This window comes from Nostoc sp., assembly GCF_036917135.1.
GTDB lineage: Bacteria > Cyanobacteriota > Cyanobacteriia > Cyanobacteriales > Nostocaceae > Nostoc.
Genome location: NZ_JBALEA010000043.1, coordinates 89,975 through 107,515 on the forward strand (window position 1 = coordinate 89,975; position 17,541 = coordinate 107,515).

The following is a 17,541-nucleotide window of genomic DNA, read 5'->3' on the forward strand; positions in this document are numbered from 1 at the left end:
ACTCTCAAATAACCAATTGTTTTTTTACAATCAAAGTACGAGTTGACACTCTCAGGTCTAAAGACACTGAGATTCTACAGACAGAGTTAGACTAATTTAGTCTAACTCTCGCTACGACTGTCAAAGATCGCCTACTGAGTTGATCAAGTAAAATACCTAATCTTCCCGCTACTTTTCTTAAAATATTAGCTGCACCATTCAGGTCAGCATTAACAACCAATCCATCAGCAGACTGATACAAACCACGTTTAACTCGTTTTCCAGATGCTTTCCACCAATATGGTTTTTCACCATATTTAGGTAGGGAGTCTCCATCAAGAAAACTAGCTTGACTAGTATAAGCTTCTTCTGTTATCTCAAACCTAATTCCATGTAACTCACATAGTTGACATAACCTATCTCTTAATTTACCTAAAGGCATTTGAACAAATTTTTGGTTGTTCAACTTGCCCAGATTAGAGTTACTTTTAAATCCCTCATTCCAACCGATAACTAGAGTACCAATTCCATGTTTAATACAGTGATCAATAATTAACTTAGCTGTTTTGTTAATCCCATCTTTCATCTGATGATGACGTTTTCTAGTTACCCTATCTAACCATTCATCCCAGTAACCTTGAGGTTTATTCTCTTGCCTAGTTGCTACTTTCTTATTCCAAAGTTGATTAGCTGATTTCAAAAATTTAGCATCTATCAAAAATGAATTACCTAACGTATCAACACCAGCTGCTAAGTTTTGAGAAGTTCCCAGATCAATACTCAAAGCCTGATTAATATCTAATTGGTGTTTTGGCTTGTCAACTAGATAAGAAATCTCTAGATAGAAAGCTCCATTTTTAGGGAGAATAGTAAACTCTTTAACCCTTGAGTAATCAATATTAGATGGCAATGGTAAAGAAAAACACTTGAGATTAAACCATCTATTTACCGTGTTACCTAAAGGAAATTTAATTCTGTCTCCCTCTAGAATAGGTCTACCTAGTCCAGTGTTGGGATAAGCAACCTTGAAAAGTTTAGAACCTTTGAGATATTGAGGAGGTCTAGGTTGAAAATGTAGATTACCTTTGTGAAATTTAGCTTTCAATTCTTTGAAAGATTTAAAAGCTTCGGTAACAGAAATTAAAGTTTGTTGTGCAGTGATAGATGGTAAAGAACTACTTAAAGTAGTTTTAGAGATAGATGCCTCATAAATTAAATCAAATTTACCTGTCAGGAACTTACCTGTCTTAAAGAGTATTTGTCTAGCAAAATAGACTCCTGAGTTATATAATTTTCCTGATTGCTCACAGAGATATTGCAATATAGCTTTAGTATCTTTATCTAGGTGCAATAATAATTGTTGTACACCCATTAAATATTTTTCTTTACCCATCTTTTCACCTGTTTGTGATATTATTATCGCACAAAATTAAAAAAACTCGAGTGACTTAAGTCACTCGAGTCGCTTATGTCTCAGTCCCTAAAGGGACTGAGTTTTACGCTTACCGAGTGTTTCTATAATTTTTCAAAGATACAGGGGTGAATGACATTGGTTCAGCTACCAGAACTCCAGGAAACTTCGTCGATACGGTCAACCCAGCGCGTGCTTAGAAGTTTAAGCACTTACCGATGGACTTCGCTTGGAGCATTGGTCAGCCTGTTGTTGTTGACGATCGCAAACGCAGTTACCCCACAACTATTTCGGTGGGGAATTGATCAGGGCATCAGCCAAAAAAACCTCCAAGTTGTGCTATACAGCGCCGCCTGGATGGTACTCGCGGCGATCGCTCGTGGTGTATTTAACTTTGGACAAAGCTATCTAGCAGAAGCCGTATCTCAGGGTGTAGCTTATGATCTGCGAAACAAAATTTTTAGCAAGATTCAAAATCTCAGTTTCAGCTATCACGATCAGGCGCAGACTTCCCAACTTCTAACCCGTGTCACCAGCGATATTGAGCAAATCCGTACCTTTGTCGGCACCAGCTTAATTCAGGTCATTGGTGGAGTTGTGACATTGGTAAGTATTTCGGTGCTTTTACTGGTGATGAACTGGCAATTAGCACTGATTACCCTGACAGTAGTGCCGCTATCTGGATGGTTGATGGCACGATTCATTGGCCGAAATAACAAACTTTTCCGACAAGTACAAGAGCAACTGAGCAACCTCAATGCTGTATTGCAAGAGAACTTGCTAGGAATCCGGGTAGTGAAAGCCTTTGTGCGGGAATCAACCGAAAGGTCGCGTTACACGACCATGAATGATGCCTTAGTCAAGGCAAACATGAAGACCATTAGCGCCATCCGTGATACCTTCCCGGTGATATTTTTGCTGAGTAATTTTGTCACACTGGCAGTCTTCGGCTACGGGGGAGCGCAGGTGATTGGAAATCGGTTCTCCATTGGCGAACTAGTGGCGTTTAACTCTTACCTAGCGTTGATTCTCCAACCGATTTTGTTAATTGGATTTGCAGCACCCGCGATCGCTCAAGCAGCAGCTTCTGCCGAACGAGTCTATGAAGTTGTCGATGCAGAGGTTGAAATTCGCGATCGCCCCGGTGCTGTCCCATTTGAAACCTGCGGTGGTAGAATCACCTTTGAAAATGTTTCCTTTCGCTATCCAGGAGCCACAGATGAAACTCTCAAAGAAGTTTCCTTTGAAACCAAGCCCAACGAGCTAATTGCCGTTTTAGGGATGACTGGTTCGGGAAAAAGCACAATTATGAACCTGATTCCCCGCTTTTACGATGCCACAAAGGGAGCAGTTCGCATTGACGGACGAGATGTAAAAAGTTTCACACTCAAAAGCCTCAGATCGCGTATTGGGATTGTATTTCAGGAAACCACTCTCTTCTCTGGTACAATCCGCGAAAATATTGCTTACGCCAAACCCGATGCAAGCTTAGAGCAGGTGATTGAGGTGGCAAAAACTGCACAAATGCACGATTTTATTATCGGTCTACCCGATGGCTACGAGACGATTGTGGGTGAACGGGGCGTGGGCTTGTCTGGTGGACAAAAACAACGAATTGCGATCGCTCGTACCTTACTAACCGATTACAGTATTCTGATTTTAGACGATAGTACCTCAGCTGTGGATGCCAAAACTGCTGCCCAGATTCAGGCCGAACTCGATGACTTAATGCATCAAAGAGCTTGTACAACTTTTGTAGTGGCTCAACGCATTAGCACCGTCAAGAATGCCGATCGGATTTTTCTCATGGATAAAGGACGATTGGTGGCACAAGGCACTCACGAGGAATTGATGCAAAACAGTCCGCTCTACGGTGCGATTTTGGAATCTCAGGTAAAGCTGAAGGAGAAAAATGATCGACAATTAGCATAATTTTTGATCGCAGCCTTGTAATAAAGACTTTTAATCTCAAATCCCAAATCTAAAATCCAAAATTTTTATGAGAGGCACTATTCCCGTTGTTGCATCTGAGCAGACGAGTCAGCAACTTTCCACCCTGCGGCGCTTTTTGCAATACGTGCTACTCTATCGCAAAGAAATTCCCATCGCCCTGACATTAGTATTCATTGGTGCTATAACCCAGGCAATTGGGCCATTCTTTCTCGGCTGGTCAATTGATCACCTGATTAAACAAGGGAATTTACAGGGACTACTACAGTTATTAGCTCTACTTGGACTGAACTATGGGCTTGGTATCTTGGCAATCCGGGGTCAAATTGTTCGAGTCGGCTGGATTATGCAGCGATTGCTGGCTCAACTGAGGCAAGACATTTTTATTAAAATCCAAAGTCTGCCACTCAGCTTTTTCGATCGCAGCGAAGCAGGCGATTTAATGAGCCGCTTGCTAAATGATGTCAATACCGTGAATCAGGCATTTGGATTGACTATCGCCCAAATGCTGGGCAACACTTTCAGTTTGGTTGGCATTGTTATTGCTATGCTCTCAATCAACCTAAAACTCGGTTTGTTGAGCAATCTAGTTGTGCCACTGATGATTTTTACTACAGGCTTATTTGCACGTTGGGCAAGAGCCAGATTTCGCGTCACCCGACAAACCATTGGGGAGCTTTCCGCCAAGTTAGAAGAAGATATTGGCAGCGTCCGAGAAGCACAGGCATTTAATCGTGTACAGATGAATATCGAAGAATTCGACATTCTTAACGCCGCCAATAGAGATGCCAACGTAGAGGCTGTGGCCATTACTTCAGCCTTTTTGCCCTCCATCGATTTTCTCAACACACTAGCAACCGCAGGTGTACTGGCTTATGGTGGCTATCTGGCGGTAACGGGAGCTGCAACAGTGGGTGTGGTGACATCCTTTTTACTATACGTCCAGCAGTTCTTCCGCCCTATCCAAATTCTCAGCCAGTTTTACACCCAAGCTCAATCTGCTTTCGCCGGATTAGAGCGAATCTTTCTATTACTAGATGAACCGTCAGAACTCAAAGACGCACCTGATGCAACAGAAATGCCGCTCATTCAAGGTGAAGTGACATTCTCCAATGTCAAGTTTGGCTACAACCCAGATCAACTGGTTCTCAAAGGAGTGAATTTGCACGCCTATCCAGGGCAGATGGTTGCCTTAGTCGGGGCGACCGGTTCGGGAAAAAGTACAATTATTAACTTGATTTTGCGCTTCTATGATGTATCTGGCGGTGCAGTGAAAATTGATGATATTGATGTGCGTAGCGTTACTCAAGCAAGTCTGCGGCGGCAAATAGGCATCGTTTTACAAGACAATATTCTGTTCACTGGCACCGTTGCCGAAAATATAGCTTTTGGCGCTCCTTACGCCACTCAAGCTGAGATCGAAGCGGCTGCACAACTAGCAAATGTACATGAGTTCGTTACCTCACTACCACAGGGTTATACAACTCAATTAGGCGAACGGGGCGCTCCCCTGAGCCAAGGACAGCGACAACTAATTAGTATTGCCCGTGCGGTGTTGATCAACCCCCGAATCCTGATTCTTGATGAAGCCACCAGCAGCATTGATACCCGTACAGAAGCGCTCGTACAAACTGCGATCGCCCGTTTGCTGCAAGGTCGTACTAGTTTCGTAATTGCCCACCGCCTCAGTACAGTTACCCAGGCAGATCAGGTATTAGTAATTCAGCAGGGAGAAATTGTCGAGCGGGGTACTCACGCTGAACTGATCAATCAGCAGGGTGTCTATGCCAACCTCTATGCCCTCCAACTGGGTGCAGCAGAGACAATGGAAGTAAGATAACTGGGGTTAAGTTAGCTGGTGTGATTAGCCAGACGGTAGCCAACAGCGTTAGTCGATGATAGTAACACAGAACAAGTTCACCTGAGTAAAACGACATAACCAATGAACAACCAAGGTAACTAGTGTCCCAAGGTGGGGACACTAGTTACCTTGGGACAGCCTCAAAGCCTTACACTCGTGAAAAATTAGATCCCGACTTCTTCGAGAAGTCGGGGATCTGGACATCGCGGATTTTCACAACAGCTAAAATTTAAAATCCAAAATTGAATGCCAAATAAACGCTTTCATCACATTGGCTTTGGGCAAGATGATTTAGGCTCATCGCCTCCTAGCATTGCCCTATTATCTGGCGATCCAGAGCGATCGCACCTAATTGCCCAAACTTATTTACAAGATATACGCTTGTTGTCAGAAAATCGCGGACTCAATAGCTATGTAGGATACCTACCTAATGGTCGCCCCATCTTATCAGCTACTAGTGGTATGGGTGCGCCTTCATTAAGTATTGTGGTGAATGAGTTGGTACAAGTAGGAATCCGGCAAATTATTCGCATTGGAACTTGTGGATCAATTCAACCTTATATACCAGTCGGTAGCGTTGTCATTAGCAGTGCCGCATTGTGTCGCCAAGGTGCAGCAAATGACATTGCACCTGTGGAGTATCCAGCCGCAGCCGATCCGTTTCTGACAGTCGCTTTAGTTAAAGCCGCACGAGAATTAAAAATTGAACATTACATAGGAATCACAGCATCAGTTGATACTTTTTATGAAGGACAAGAACGCACTAATTCAGCAAATCCATATTTAATGCGATCGCTGCATGGCATTACAGAAGAATATCGGCGCTTGAATATCTTGAATTACGAGATGGAATGCGGCACACTATTCAAAATGGCAGGAGTGTATAATTTTGCTGCTGCTGCTATTTGCGGTGTAGTTGCTGGGCGTACTATTGGTGAAAATATCATCTTAGAACAAAGAGATATTGCTGTTAAAAATGCGATCGCAACTGCTGTAAATGCAGCAGCAACCCTTGAATAAGCTAACAAATTTTCTTATATAACTTCTTAGCATCCCAGATTTAATCTGCTCTAAGTAATTTTATCATGTCTTTACCTAATCTTTAATTATCAATCAGTAATTCTAGGTAAGATGTATTGAGCAAGATGCAATTTATCTGATAAATAAATATAAATAAAGAAAATTATTATGGTGCTTTTTGGTTGAGTTCAATATAGACCGAACCCCCCAACCCTTCCCTTCTACAAAGGGGAGTAAGATTCCCTTATACATCTCCGAAAATGAATGTAGAGACGTAGCAGTGCTACGTCTCTACAAGGTTTTGGATTTTATATATGTACTTCATTTACCTGAAATCTGCTATATATAGACAAAAATTATATTTAGAAGAGTACGAGGTGTTTAAAACTTTGTTGCAAGAGATATATGTTCATAAATATTGTATTAATAAACCTGATTTTTACCACAAAACTTTGTATTCATTATAAGGAGTTTAATTATTAACCTATATCAGAAAAATTGGAGAGAAATATAATATGAAGAATGCTTGGATGCGTTGGATTGCGACCGTTAACTTAGCTGCAATCGCACTAATGCCGACGCTGATATTTTTAGCATTCTCTCATTGGGCAACAGCTGACGATCCAGGAATATGTTATATGGTAACTTCCTCTGGTAAAACCATTGAATTGGGAAGGCTTTGTGGCAATATAGTCGCACCTTTCGACAACAGAGTTTTTCGAGTCCCCATCAAACGCCGCTTTGGTGGAACTCCTATAATTGATGTCACCTTCAATGACAAAAAAACCTTTGAAATGATTGTAGATACAGGTGCCACTGGAACCATTATCACTCTAAATATGGCGAATATACTTCAACTACAGGCTACAGGTACGATGCAAGCTCAAATTGCCGATGGTAGCGAAGTAAAATTCCCAACCAGTAAGGTAAAATCTATTGCAGTCGGTGGAGTTACAGCCAATAATCTTCAGGTAGCGATCGCACCAAAAGCAAGCATCGGCTTACTAGGCCACGATTTCTTTGGTAACTATGACATCAAGATTCTGGAGAAAGAGATCGAATTTCATCACCGCTAAGTTGTAATACCACTTAGACAGATGCTTACGATTTGTAAAGATTTTACTTGCGGCATAAAAGATTTCCGAAAACAGCCTATATGACATTGTAGCTAGCTAAGTACTTTTACATACAAGGACAGACAAGCTATGTCAGTTGAAGGTATTGACGTTGCTCAATTTAGTGGGAAGATTGATTGGGAAAAAGTGAAAAGTCAAGGTATTCACTTTGCTTTTGCTAGAGTCAATGATGGTATCACCCATCCAGACGAACTATTTACTACTTACTGGCCTAGTATTAAGAAAGCTGGGATTATACGGGGTGCATATTTCTTCTTTCGTCCCACCCAAGACATTGATCAACAGGTTAGATTTTTTGCCCAAAACTTGGAAATAGAACCAGGCGATCTCCCTCCAGTTGTAGATATTGAGCCAGCTTCCAGTTGGGATGACTTGAGTATGACACAGAGGCTTGACCATGTTACAAACTCCTTAAATGCAGTGGAAAATGCTACAGGTTACAAACCGATCATCTACACAGCACCTAACTTTTGGCAAGTAACGTTGGGAAATACCAAGCGCTTTGCTGACTATGATCTATGGATTGCAAATTTTAATACAGACACTCCTACTATTCCAGGTGGGTGGGAACTTCACACCTTCCACCAATACAGAGAAAACCAGACTGGTTTTCCTGGGATAGAGGGTGATGTAGATCGGAATAGATTCAACGGTGCTTTGGATCGTCTCCAAGCTTTAACCGTTCCTACTGTTTCACTTCAGGAAGGTCGCATCGGCCCAAAGGTAAAAAAGTTGCAGGAGACTTTAAAAAAAGTTGCCCAAGACTCAAGTCACCCAGAATTCGATCCAGGATCGCCAGATGGGATTTTTGGCCCAGGTACTAAAAAGGCTGTTATAGCTTATCAGGAAGCCAACAGTCTTACAGCTAATGGCATTGTTGCCCCTGAAGACAAATTAGCGATCGCTTAAGTTAAGCTTGATTTTCAAAAAAATCTTGATGGCTTGCACAAAGGCGATTAATCATCTATCTAAGTTATACGAACCCAAAAAAAGCATTTTTAACAACTAAATATTACTATTAAGTAACCCTAAATTCACCTGTGAGAGGGTTTGTAGTCGCATTTCTACAAACCCTTCTCCCAAATCAATCTTGACAGATTCCAAGTTGTAAATCCCTAATCTTGATTCTTCTTGTTTACAGCAATTTGAAGCCAAGATTATTGAGAACTTCACGCAAGCGATCGCGTCCCTTTAAAGCCTCAACAGTTGCAATTCGCTGGGCTGAGTGTTCTGACCAATCGCCAGGAACATTCATCTTTTGTTCAGTATAAAAGTCTTTGATGATGTCGTTGTAGTGAGCGATCGCTTCTTCTTGTTCTGCCAATTTATAGGTTTCACGATGGAGTATCGCTGACTGGGGCAACCTTGGCTTAATCGCCGCTTGAACTTCAGGATTCGGATAGCCGACACATAGACCAAATACAGGGAACACAGAAGGCGGTAAATTCAGTAGTGCTGCCACCTCTTGGGGACGGTTCCGTAGTGCGCCGATATATACTGTTCCCAAACCAAGGGACTCAGCAGCTACAGTTGCATTTTGCGCCGCTAGTGCGGCATCGACTGTTGCTGTCACAAACATTTCCAAGTATTCTAAAGCATCATGAGATATGCCGCGACTCTCAGCAACGTAACTTAGACGTGCCAAATCTGCTAACCAAACCAAGAATAAAGGCACCTGCTTAATATGTGCTTGGTTTCCCGCTAGCTTAGATAACTCCTCTTTGCGCTGTTGATCTTCGACTGCTACCACACTCCAGGTTTGCAAATTCGAGGAAGTAGATGCAGATTGGGCGGCTGCAATTAGCAACTCCAGAGTTCCCGGTGGTAAAGGATCAGATACATAAGACCGGATTGAACGGTGAGATAGTAATGCTGTCAGCGAATCATTCCATTCAATTTCGGGATTGAAGGGAATTTCACCGTAGCGCGATCGCAGTAGTTCTGTAGGATTAGTCATAATCAATTTCCAGATTCACATTTCAAAAATTGTCAGCTAGTTTATTCCTAACACTAATTCCATCTGTCGTGGCATAGAGATATATGCCCTGACAGCCGATTCATTCTACTAGTTTAAGTTTTTGGTGAAAATGCCGCATATTCTTCTTTTGTCAACACTGCATCCTTCACATTTATCTCTTTGGGAATTAACTTCAATTTATAATATGTATCTGCAACACCTTGTTGTAGATTTATCAGATTGTCGTCAACTGGCACAAGCCCAAAAGTCCGCCTATTAGTTGCTTTTATCATCGTTTCTAAATCAATTCCTAACACAGGTGCTAGAGTTTTTGCTACTTCTTCTCGATGCTGTTTAGACCATTCTTCTAGATTTTCAATCTCCTCCAATATTGTCTTGACAGTTTGGGGATTTTCAGTGACAAATTTGCGGGTCATCAAATAATATCCTCCCTGTTTATTAATTCCAGTGCCATCAATCAGGACTCTGGCTTTAGTTGCCTGTTGAGCTGCTGCATAGAATGGGTCCCAAATTACCCACGCATCTACACTACCCTTGACAAATGCAGCACGGGCATCAGCCGGAGCCAAATATTTAGGTTCAATGTCAGTATATTTCAACCCAGCTTTTTCTAAAGCTTGGACTAACAATAAGTGGGCACTAGACCCTTTTTGAAAGGCAACTTTGCTGCCTTTCAGGTCAGTAACTTTTTGAATTGAGGAATTTTGAGGAACAAGAATTGCTGAACTAGCCGGAGTAGCCGCAGTCCCAACAACATAAGTTAGTGATGCTCCCGCAGCTTGGGCAAATATTGGCGGTGATTCTCCTACAGGGCCAATGTCAATACTACCCACATTCATGGCTTCTAATAGTTGAGGTCCAGCCTGAAATTCAGTCCACTGTACAGTTATACCTTCTGGTGTTAAACGCTTTTCTAAAACACCCTTAGCTCTCAGCAAAATGGTTGATTTTTGATAGCCAAATCTGACTACTTTTGCTTTATTAGAAGTAGAATTGCCAACAGATGTGGCACTGGGATTAGAAGAATTAACAGTCGATGTTGATGAACAGGCAGCAAATAGCAAGCTCAGAGAAAGACCTGTAATAAAAGCCCCGACTATTCGCAAAAAAGAAGAAAAGAAGAATTTATATTGGTTGTTAAAGAGGATATTCCTGAACTTGACGGGCGATATCCACTTGGCAATGAAACGGCGAAAGATTACGTTAATCATCAAAATGATTACTCTGAACTATATTAATACTATAAACTTATAGGTTTACCGGAGTATATAAAAATTCAGGGAAATTTGACATAAGAATAGCGGTAAGTGGGGTAAATTAATACTTACCCGCCTCTTGTCATAGTGCCAAAAAACACAACACTAATTCAGCAAATCAGGTTCTTCGCGCACAATCCGGTCGTAAAGTGGCTGGAAACTGAACCACCCACTTGTATGTGATCCCACTTGAGTTTGGGTTAAACGGGCAGTTTCGTGTTTGATAGTAGTGGGTCTACCCGCAGCTTCTGCCAGCAGTTGGGCTTGGCACGATCGCTCTAAGCTAATATACCAAAAGGCAGCTTCATCTACTGTATGTCCCACAGTTAAAATGCTATGGTTACGCAGGATTATGGCTTTCTTTAGCCCCAAGGCTTGCGCTAGTCGCTGACCTTCAGAAGTTTCTAAAACAACACCTGTGAAATCGTCAAACAGGGCATGATCTTCGTAAAAAGCACAAGAATCTTGAGTCAAAGGGTCAAGAAGACGCCCTAAACTAGACCAGGCTTTACCATAAAGCGAATGGGCGTGAGCCGCAGCGATTACATCAGGTCGAGCTTCGTGAATCTGAGAATGGATGGCGAAAGCAGCTTGATTTACCTGAGCATCGCCTTTAACCACCTCACCTTCTCTGTTAACCAACAGCAGGTCAGAAACTCGGATATGACCGAAGTATGTGCCTAATGGATTTACCCAAAAATGGTCTGTAAACTCAGGATCGCGAGCGGTAATATGGCCGGCGATTCCCTCGCTGAACCCAAACTTACCAAACAGGCGAAAGGCAGCAGCGAGGCGTTGCTTACGGTGCAGGCGTTCTTCTTCAACTCCCTGGAATACTGGGGGTTTTGGTCTATCGTACCTAGGCATATTCTTTTTCTTCTTCTTTACAGGGAGCGTTGGAATATCCAGAGCGAAAGGATTTGACGCTCTGAGATTCTGGGATGAACTGGTGACGCAATACGCAACCAGTATCATTACCCAGGATATGAATGGATACAGATGCACTCTGGGATGTGGTTTTGACGGCGTGGATATCACCATCTGGGGGTAAGAGGCGGTAGATATCGCCTGATTGAAGCCTACGCACTTCAGTTATTTGTAATTGTGCGTGTCCTTGGGCATTACCGCTATCTACACGGCGATAGACTGTTTCTTCTTGATTGCCTTTGTATAAACCAATCAATCCCCAAGCTAAATGATCGTGGACGGGAGTCGTTGAGCCTGGGGGAATCACCAAACTGAATACCGACAGGGAACGGTCTTTGGCGCGATAAAGCAACCATTGACCAATACCTCCACCCATGCGGCTTTCGGGATTGACTTGGGCAAACTTTTGGGGTAGCCATTCCTCTTGGGCGAGCAGTTCTTGAAAATATGGTTCTAGTCTGGCAAGAGTTTGTGTGTGATCGTCAACAGTACTGGCGCTAATTTCCCGCACTGTTGCTACAAAGGATCGTAGTTCTTGACTCTCAATAAACCATTGGTCTTCTGCTAATGGTTCTAAGATAGTGTGGTTCGTCATCTATATTTCTCGGTTTAGGAGGCGACTCCGATTAACTAATTACGAATTACGAATTATTTTAGTGCCAGGATGAATCTTGAAGCCAAGTTGCTCAAGCTTTAGATGAGAAAGGGACTCCTTCAAAATGATAGTAAAGGGATATCGCTGAAATACGGTAGCTTTACCTTGTGACAATAGCAGCCTAGCATGGCTGATGCGTACTGGATACAAGGGTTGTTGGTTGGCATCGAGAATGAATACTTTGGTCATGAATTATATTCCTTATGAATGAATTATTAAGTAAGTGGGTGGTAAAATTTATAAGTGCCTCATTGCAAGTGGAAGCTTCGCAAAGCATCTAGTAAAGAAGCAATTGGCATAGTGCATCACCTCAAAAATTACAAATCTTATTTGGGAATGGGGCATTGGGCATTTCCCTCTGCTTCCCCTGCTCCTACTTAGGTGTGGGGCAAATAGTCGCAGCAACATCTACCCTTTTCGGTAGAATCTTTTGATCGAGCATCCACTCGGCAGTCTTCTGAATTTTGGCAACATCATCAGCATTATTGGAGCGCAGCCAAAAATCGCCAAACCTAGCCAGGAACTAGCAACCAATAATCCACTAAAGGACTTACCTGAGCGTTCTGATAATAAAAATAATAACTTTTTGGACTGATTCAACAACTTTTTTATTACTCCTTTTATTCAAGAAAAGGTAAGAATGAGAGTCTAGATGTCAACTCCAGCATTCTTGATCTTTACCGCTCATTTATAGCAGTTATCGTTTACGTGAGGTACACCCGTAGGGGCACGGCAATGCCGTGCCCCTACACCTCGTGATGTAACGTTGTACTGCATCTGAATGGGAACCGCTATAGGGATTTCCAAGGAATAAATCATCCAATTTTGTGGGGTGTCTCACAATAATTAGTTGGATATTTTTTATTGTGAAGTCTCTTAGCTATGATATTATTAATTACCTTAAACCCGGTAAGTTGGTCGGATAACCGTTGATTAACTACAAACAGAAACTATCACATACAAATTTAAAAAGCAATAGGCTAGTACCGCAAGGCGGAATTAAAAATTAAAAATGAATATAGCGTAAGCGTTTCATTGATTTTGAATAGGTGGTTTATTTACGCCGTGTTGTACTAGTGGTCTGTCAAGTCTAAGGTTGTGGGTTTCGACTTCGCTCAACCCACAGATGAACGAGTGTTGAGCGAAGTCGAAACACGGTGCTCATGCACAAATTTGGTTCTGACAGACCACTAGTCCCTTTTTCAAAAGGGCGTAATTGCTTGTAAATGCAGGGTTTTTTCTAACTGTGGATGCTTGAAACGAAGTTCCCTAGCGTGCAGATGTAAGCGACTGGTAACTGCACAGCATCCATAAAGGCGATCGCCTAAAATAGTTACCCCAAGTCCTTGCACATCAGCCGCATGAACCCTCAACTGATGAGTGCGTCCTGTGAGTGGCGTAAATTCTACGCGGGTGTAGTCTTGTTCTCTCACCATTACCTGGAACTGTGTCAAGCTGGGTTTACCGTGTTGCCAATCAACTTTTTGCTCAGGGCGATTTTTAGGATCTCCCCACAGTGGCAAGTCAATCACACCTTGCTCAACTTTTACAGCACCGGCAAGTATGGCTTCATAAACCTTGTGAATCTGGCGTTGCTGAAACTGCTGGCTGAGTTGGCGATGGGTTTGGCGATCGCGTGCCAATAACAAAATACCAGATGTTTCCTGATCTAGGCGATGCACAGATACAAGTGCCATACCATCCGGTAACAGATGACGTAAGCGACTCAAAACACTATCTTGGCGATCGCCATAACGACCAGGCACCGAAAGTAGTCCAGCAGGTTTATTTACAGCAATCAGCCATTCATCCTCATAAATAATGGGGATCTCTCCCTTAATAGAGGGGAACGCTGGGAAATTACTTTCATTGGAGCTACGCAAATGTGTTAATGTATTTAGCGAGAGTGGGTTAGTTATGTAAAAATCCCTATTAGGGATTGAAATAGGTCTTAACCCTGAGAGCAAAAACCCCATTAATGGCTGACATCGCTCCGCACAGGCTCCATAAAATTCTCCCGAAATTTTATCCTGATTTCCTGAAGATGCACCCCACCAAAATTCCGCCATTGCCAGTGGTTTGAGATGATGGGTTGCCGCATAATGGAGCAGCTTTGGGGCACAACAGTCTCCTGTGCCAGTGGGTGAACCTCCTGGCATCAATTGCTGTAATGATTGCGATCGCCCCGAAAAATTAGTCAGGCTGTAGCTAGCCTGCATCTGAGCTTGTAATTGACGAGACAATGCTTTACGCCGTTGTTTCAATTCGCTAATTCGCGCATCCGTTGCGGCAATTAACTGTTGCAGAGGCTGTAATACTTCATTTTGCTGGCGTTTAAGTTGTCGTCGCTCAATTCCCTGCTGACGACTCTCTTCGTCTAGTTGTTCCAGGGCAATAGTTAGGGCTTCTGGAGTGAGTGTATTGCAGACTTGCTGACGTTTCTCCTGTCGTTGATGTTTGCAATGGCGATGGCGATCGCTCATTACTTGTAACTGACGCTCAAATTCATCAAACAGGGTTTGGTAATGCTGGCGTTCAGTCAGTTGCTTTAAAGTAATAATTTCTTGTTTAATCGTGTCCAACTCAGCCAAAGTGCGGGCTTCCTCCAAAGCAACTTCGTCTCTTCCGGGAATTGGCGGCACCCAGCCCTCAACAACACTGCAACCATTCAAAAGACCGGAAAAGGCTTTGAGTACCCGTTGTTCGCCATTGGGCAGTTCAACCAATAGTATTCCATACATCTTGCCTTCACGAGAATAACAGTCATTGTTGGCAAGTTGTTGCATTAGTCCGTGAGCGATCGCTTCGGATATTGGGGTGCGGGGTAATTTTAAGCGAGCGCCACTTTGGAGACAACGCCCTTCGTACCAATAACTACAAGATGAGTCGCTGATTGCAAAATCGCATTCGATGAAATCTGAAAGTGCGTGGAGAAATACCATACAAAGTATGATTACAAATTTAGCTGATCCTAATCTCTGAAATTATTGCCCATACTAAGAAGTTCGTAGTAAGGACTTTAGTCTTTGTTTTCTAAGCACTAAAGTGCTTACTACAAACTATTCATCCGAGATACGCGGAAAGTGGGAAACTCAGTCACTTCAGTACTGAGAGGGAAGCGACACGAGGGATTTTAATCCCCGTGATATGAGTCTATATTAAGTAATAAGTAATGGCATTTACTCATTACTCATTACTCATTACTCATTACTTATTACTCATAGAAGAGCGTTAGTTAGCAGGAATCGATAAATCGCTCTCTGGTGGATTGTCTTGTTTTGGTGGAAGCGGCTGTTCGGGTGAATTTTCTTCTTTAGCTGTAGATTCTGGATCTTTTATCCTATCATGCTGTTCTTGCCCTCTCAGTCCAACATCTGATGAATCGCTCTCTAGTGGATTGTCTTGTTTTGGTGGAAGCGGCTGTTCGAGTGAGTTATCTTCTTTAGCTATAGATTCGGGAACTTTTTTTATGCCATGCTGCTCTTGCCCTCTCAGTCCAAGATATGTTGCCGCACTGATTCCTTGTAGTGTGAGAAGTGTATCATCAAATTCTGGCATTGCCAGATTTTTAATCACCTGCACAATAAAGAATAGTCCGAGCGCAACTGTCCAAATAAATGTTTGGAACCGATGAAAGTTAACTCCATTAATGTCCGATAATATATCGGTGAAAAAACCTTCAGAAACGTCTTGACTACCTTTTCTATCTTCCTCATTACCCTGTCCATCAATTAACGAAGTACCAAATGCAGTTACAGAGTTAACTCCTAATAAAATTAGTGCTTGTCGATTCAAAATATGGGCATAATCTCCTGTTATGCCGTAGATAATCAGGTAAGAACCAAAAATGAGAAATGTCCAAAAAGCAAGTTGAGATATCGATAGGCTGAAAGGGTTTTTGTTATTTTTTTTCCTCCCCAGAAAAAATTTACTAATTGGGTTTTTCCGATATTCTATTTGAATCCCAACAGTTTCAACCTCTTGTGTTTTTTTAGAGTAATAAACCCCTTCTATTCCTGGGCTACGAAGGCTGTTTCGGCAATACCTAGTGAATATTAATGCAATAGACAAAAGTAGAATCAGAGACAACCAAAATCGCCACGAGAACAGAACTATTTTTAATTTAGGCGGTGAAAGAGGATTGCTCACCGGAATCGCCAGTTTCTTGGGACAGCCTACTCCTGCAATCACGTTAATACTGTATCTATTTCCTTGACCAAGAAGCGTATTCCATGCAGATTGAGACGAGTCGGTACGTTCAAGTCGAAAGGCTAACCAATTATCATCAACAATTTTGCTTTGATCTTTATCTGGAACCGTGACGATGACTGGTTCTCCGTGGACATCCTCTAGTTCATAGCCATCCAGGTACAATACTAATTGGCGAGGATCAAATGAATTGCCTTTAGGGGTTACATTTCTAGTCGCTGCTGCTAATCCTTCAACTCTTATCCTGATGCGATCGCCCATTGTAACTTGGTTATGATCATTGTCAGCAATAACTTGTTGAGTTTTGAGACCAGGAGGTACTGAACACACCTGAGGCGATGCAAAATTCACAGAAGGGACATCTGAACTATCTTGAGCAATTACTGCAAAGTTGATAGAAACAATCAACAGAAAAACCAACAGAAAAATAGCAGTAAATCTTTTAACATTTCTATACATCGCTCGGTATTCCACCACCAGTGATAACTATGTCGGTAGTGTAAGACGTTTCGGAGTACACAAGCCATCACAGAGGAAAGACAACAAAAACGCTTAGATTACTGAACAACGATTCGAGGGGTTGCTCAAGATGACTTGATATTCATGGATGAGATGGGATTATTGCTCTGACTTTTCACGTTATGTGGAAAAGCTAACGATTGACCTAAACCCCCTAACCCCCTTCCCGACACCAGGCTGGTTTCATACAACTAGAGAAAAACTAAAACTAAAACTGGTTTTTAAAGCCTCTCCCCCCGTGGGCTACAGTGTACACACAAGTATGACCAGCATAGGTTTCAACTCTTCTAGTAGTTTCGTAGTAGCGCGTTTTGGCGAGATATCCTGCATTTGGTGTCAATTGGGTTTCGTTAGGTCAACCCAACCTACACTTTTTTTGCTACATATTAGTCTAGATACCCCAGTATGGTGCGTTATGGACACGCCGAAATAACAAATGGGTTCCCAAATACGATAAATGGGTTCCCAAATACGATAAATGGGTTCCCAAATACGATAAATGGGTTCCCAAATACGATAAATGAGTTCCCAAATACGATAAATGGGTTCCCAAATACGATAAATGGGTTCCCAAATACGATAAATGGGTTCCCAAATACGATAAATGGGTTCCCAAATACGATAAATGGGTTCCCAAATA

General features: G+C 42.3%; 13 protein-coding genes. 5 read left to right on the plus strand and 8 right to left on the minus strand.

Annotation, left to right across the window (positions count from 1 at the left end; genetic code table 11):
- Window positions 1–91 precede the first annotated feature (91 nt).
- The gene (locus tag V7K50_RS13500; protein ID WP_334960707.1) at window positions 92–1,372 is read right to left on the minus strand and encodes an RNA-guided endonuclease InsQ/TnpB family protein; all 1,281 of its coding nucleotides are present in this window, start codon (window positions 1,370–1,372) and stop codon (window positions 92–94) included.
- 150 nt (window positions 1,373–1,522) lie between these two features.
- On the opposite strand from V7K50_RS13500, the gene V7K50_RS13505 reads away from it, so the two are divergent.
- From V7K50_RS13505 to V7K50_RS13525, 5 genes are all read left to right on the plus strand, one after another.
- Complete coding sequence (locus V7K50_RS13505; protein ID WP_334960709.1) at window positions 1,523–3,322, plus strand: ABC transporter ATP-binding protein; 1,800 nt, start codon at window positions 1,523–1,525, stop codon at window positions 3,320–3,322.
- A 67-nt stretch (window positions 3,323–3,389) separates the two neighbouring features.
- Window positions 3,390–5,180, plus strand: a complete 1,791-nt coding sequence (locus V7K50_RS13510; protein ID WP_334960711.1) for an ABC transporter ATP-binding protein — start codon at window positions 3,390–3,392, stop codon at window positions 5,178–5,180.
- A gap of 267 nt (window positions 5,181–5,447) precedes the next feature.
- A complete protein-coding gene (locus V7K50_RS13515) occupies window positions 5,448–6,221 on the plus strand; it encodes a nucleoside phosphorylase (protein ID WP_334960713.1) in 774 nt (257 codons plus the stop codon).
- A 515-nt stretch (window positions 6,222–6,736) separates the two neighbouring features.
- Entirely contained in the window at window positions 6,737–7,297 is a 561-nt protein-coding gene (locus tag V7K50_RS13520; RefSeq protein WP_334960715.1) for a retropepsin-like aspartic protease family protein, read from the plus strand.
- Between the two features lie 129 nt (window positions 7,298–7,426).
- Complete coding sequence (locus V7K50_RS13525; RefSeq protein ID WP_334960717.1) at window positions 7,427–8,266, plus strand: GH25 family lysozyme; 840 nt, start codon at window positions 7,427–7,429, stop codon at window positions 8,264–8,266.
- Window positions 8,267–8,492: 226 nt separating this feature from the next.
- Here V7K50_RS13525 and V7K50_RS13530 read toward each other — a convergent pair whose 3' ends face one another.
- The 7 genes from V7K50_RS13530 to V7K50_RS13560 form a co-directional block, all read right to left on the minus strand.
- On the minus strand, window positions 8,493–9,314 hold the full coding sequence (locus V7K50_RS13530) for an NADPH-dependent oxidoreductase (protein WP_334960719.1): 822 nt from the start codon (window positions 9,312–9,314) through the stop codon (window positions 8,493–8,495).
- Between the two features lie 113 nt (window positions 9,315–9,427).
- Window positions 9,428–10,546 carry a sulfonate ABC transporter substrate-binding protein gene (locus tag V7K50_RS13535; RefSeq protein WP_334960721.1) on the minus strand — a complete coding sequence of 373 codons (1,119 nt, stop codon included), beginning with the start codon at window positions 10,544–10,546 and terminating at the stop codon, window positions 9,428–9,430.
- A gap of 150 nt (window positions 10,547–10,696) precedes the next feature.
- A complete protein-coding gene (locus V7K50_RS13540) occupies window positions 10,697–11,458 on the minus strand; it encodes a class II aldolase/adducin family protein (RefSeq protein ID WP_334960723.1) in 762 nt (253 codons plus the stop codon).
- Entirely contained in the window at window positions 11,451–12,113 is a 663-nt protein-coding gene (locus V7K50_RS13545) for a hypothetical protein (protein WP_334960725.1), read from the minus strand. The genes V7K50_RS13540 and V7K50_RS13545 overlap by 8 nt, the downstream gene beginning before the upstream one ends.
- Before the next feature lie 39 nt (window positions 12,114–12,152).
- Window positions 12,153–12,362: an RRXRR domain-containing protein gene (locus V7K50_RS13550; protein WP_334960727.1), complete on the minus strand. Its 210-nt coding sequence runs from the start codon at window positions 12,360–12,362 to the stop codon at window positions 12,153–12,155.
- A gap of 1,013 nt (window positions 12,363–13,375) precedes the next feature.
- A complete protein-coding gene (locus V7K50_RS13555) occupies window positions 13,376–15,115 on the minus strand; it encodes an RluA family pseudouridine synthase (RefSeq protein WP_334960729.1) in 1,740 nt (579 codons plus the stop codon).
- Between the two features lie 289 nt (window positions 15,116–15,404).
- Window positions 15,405–16,841, minus strand: coding sequence for a hypothetical protein (locus V7K50_RS13560; protein WP_334960731.1), 1,437 nt, complete (start codon window positions 16,839–16,841; stop codon window positions 15,405–15,407).
- Window positions 16,842–17,541: the final 700 nt, after the last annotated feature.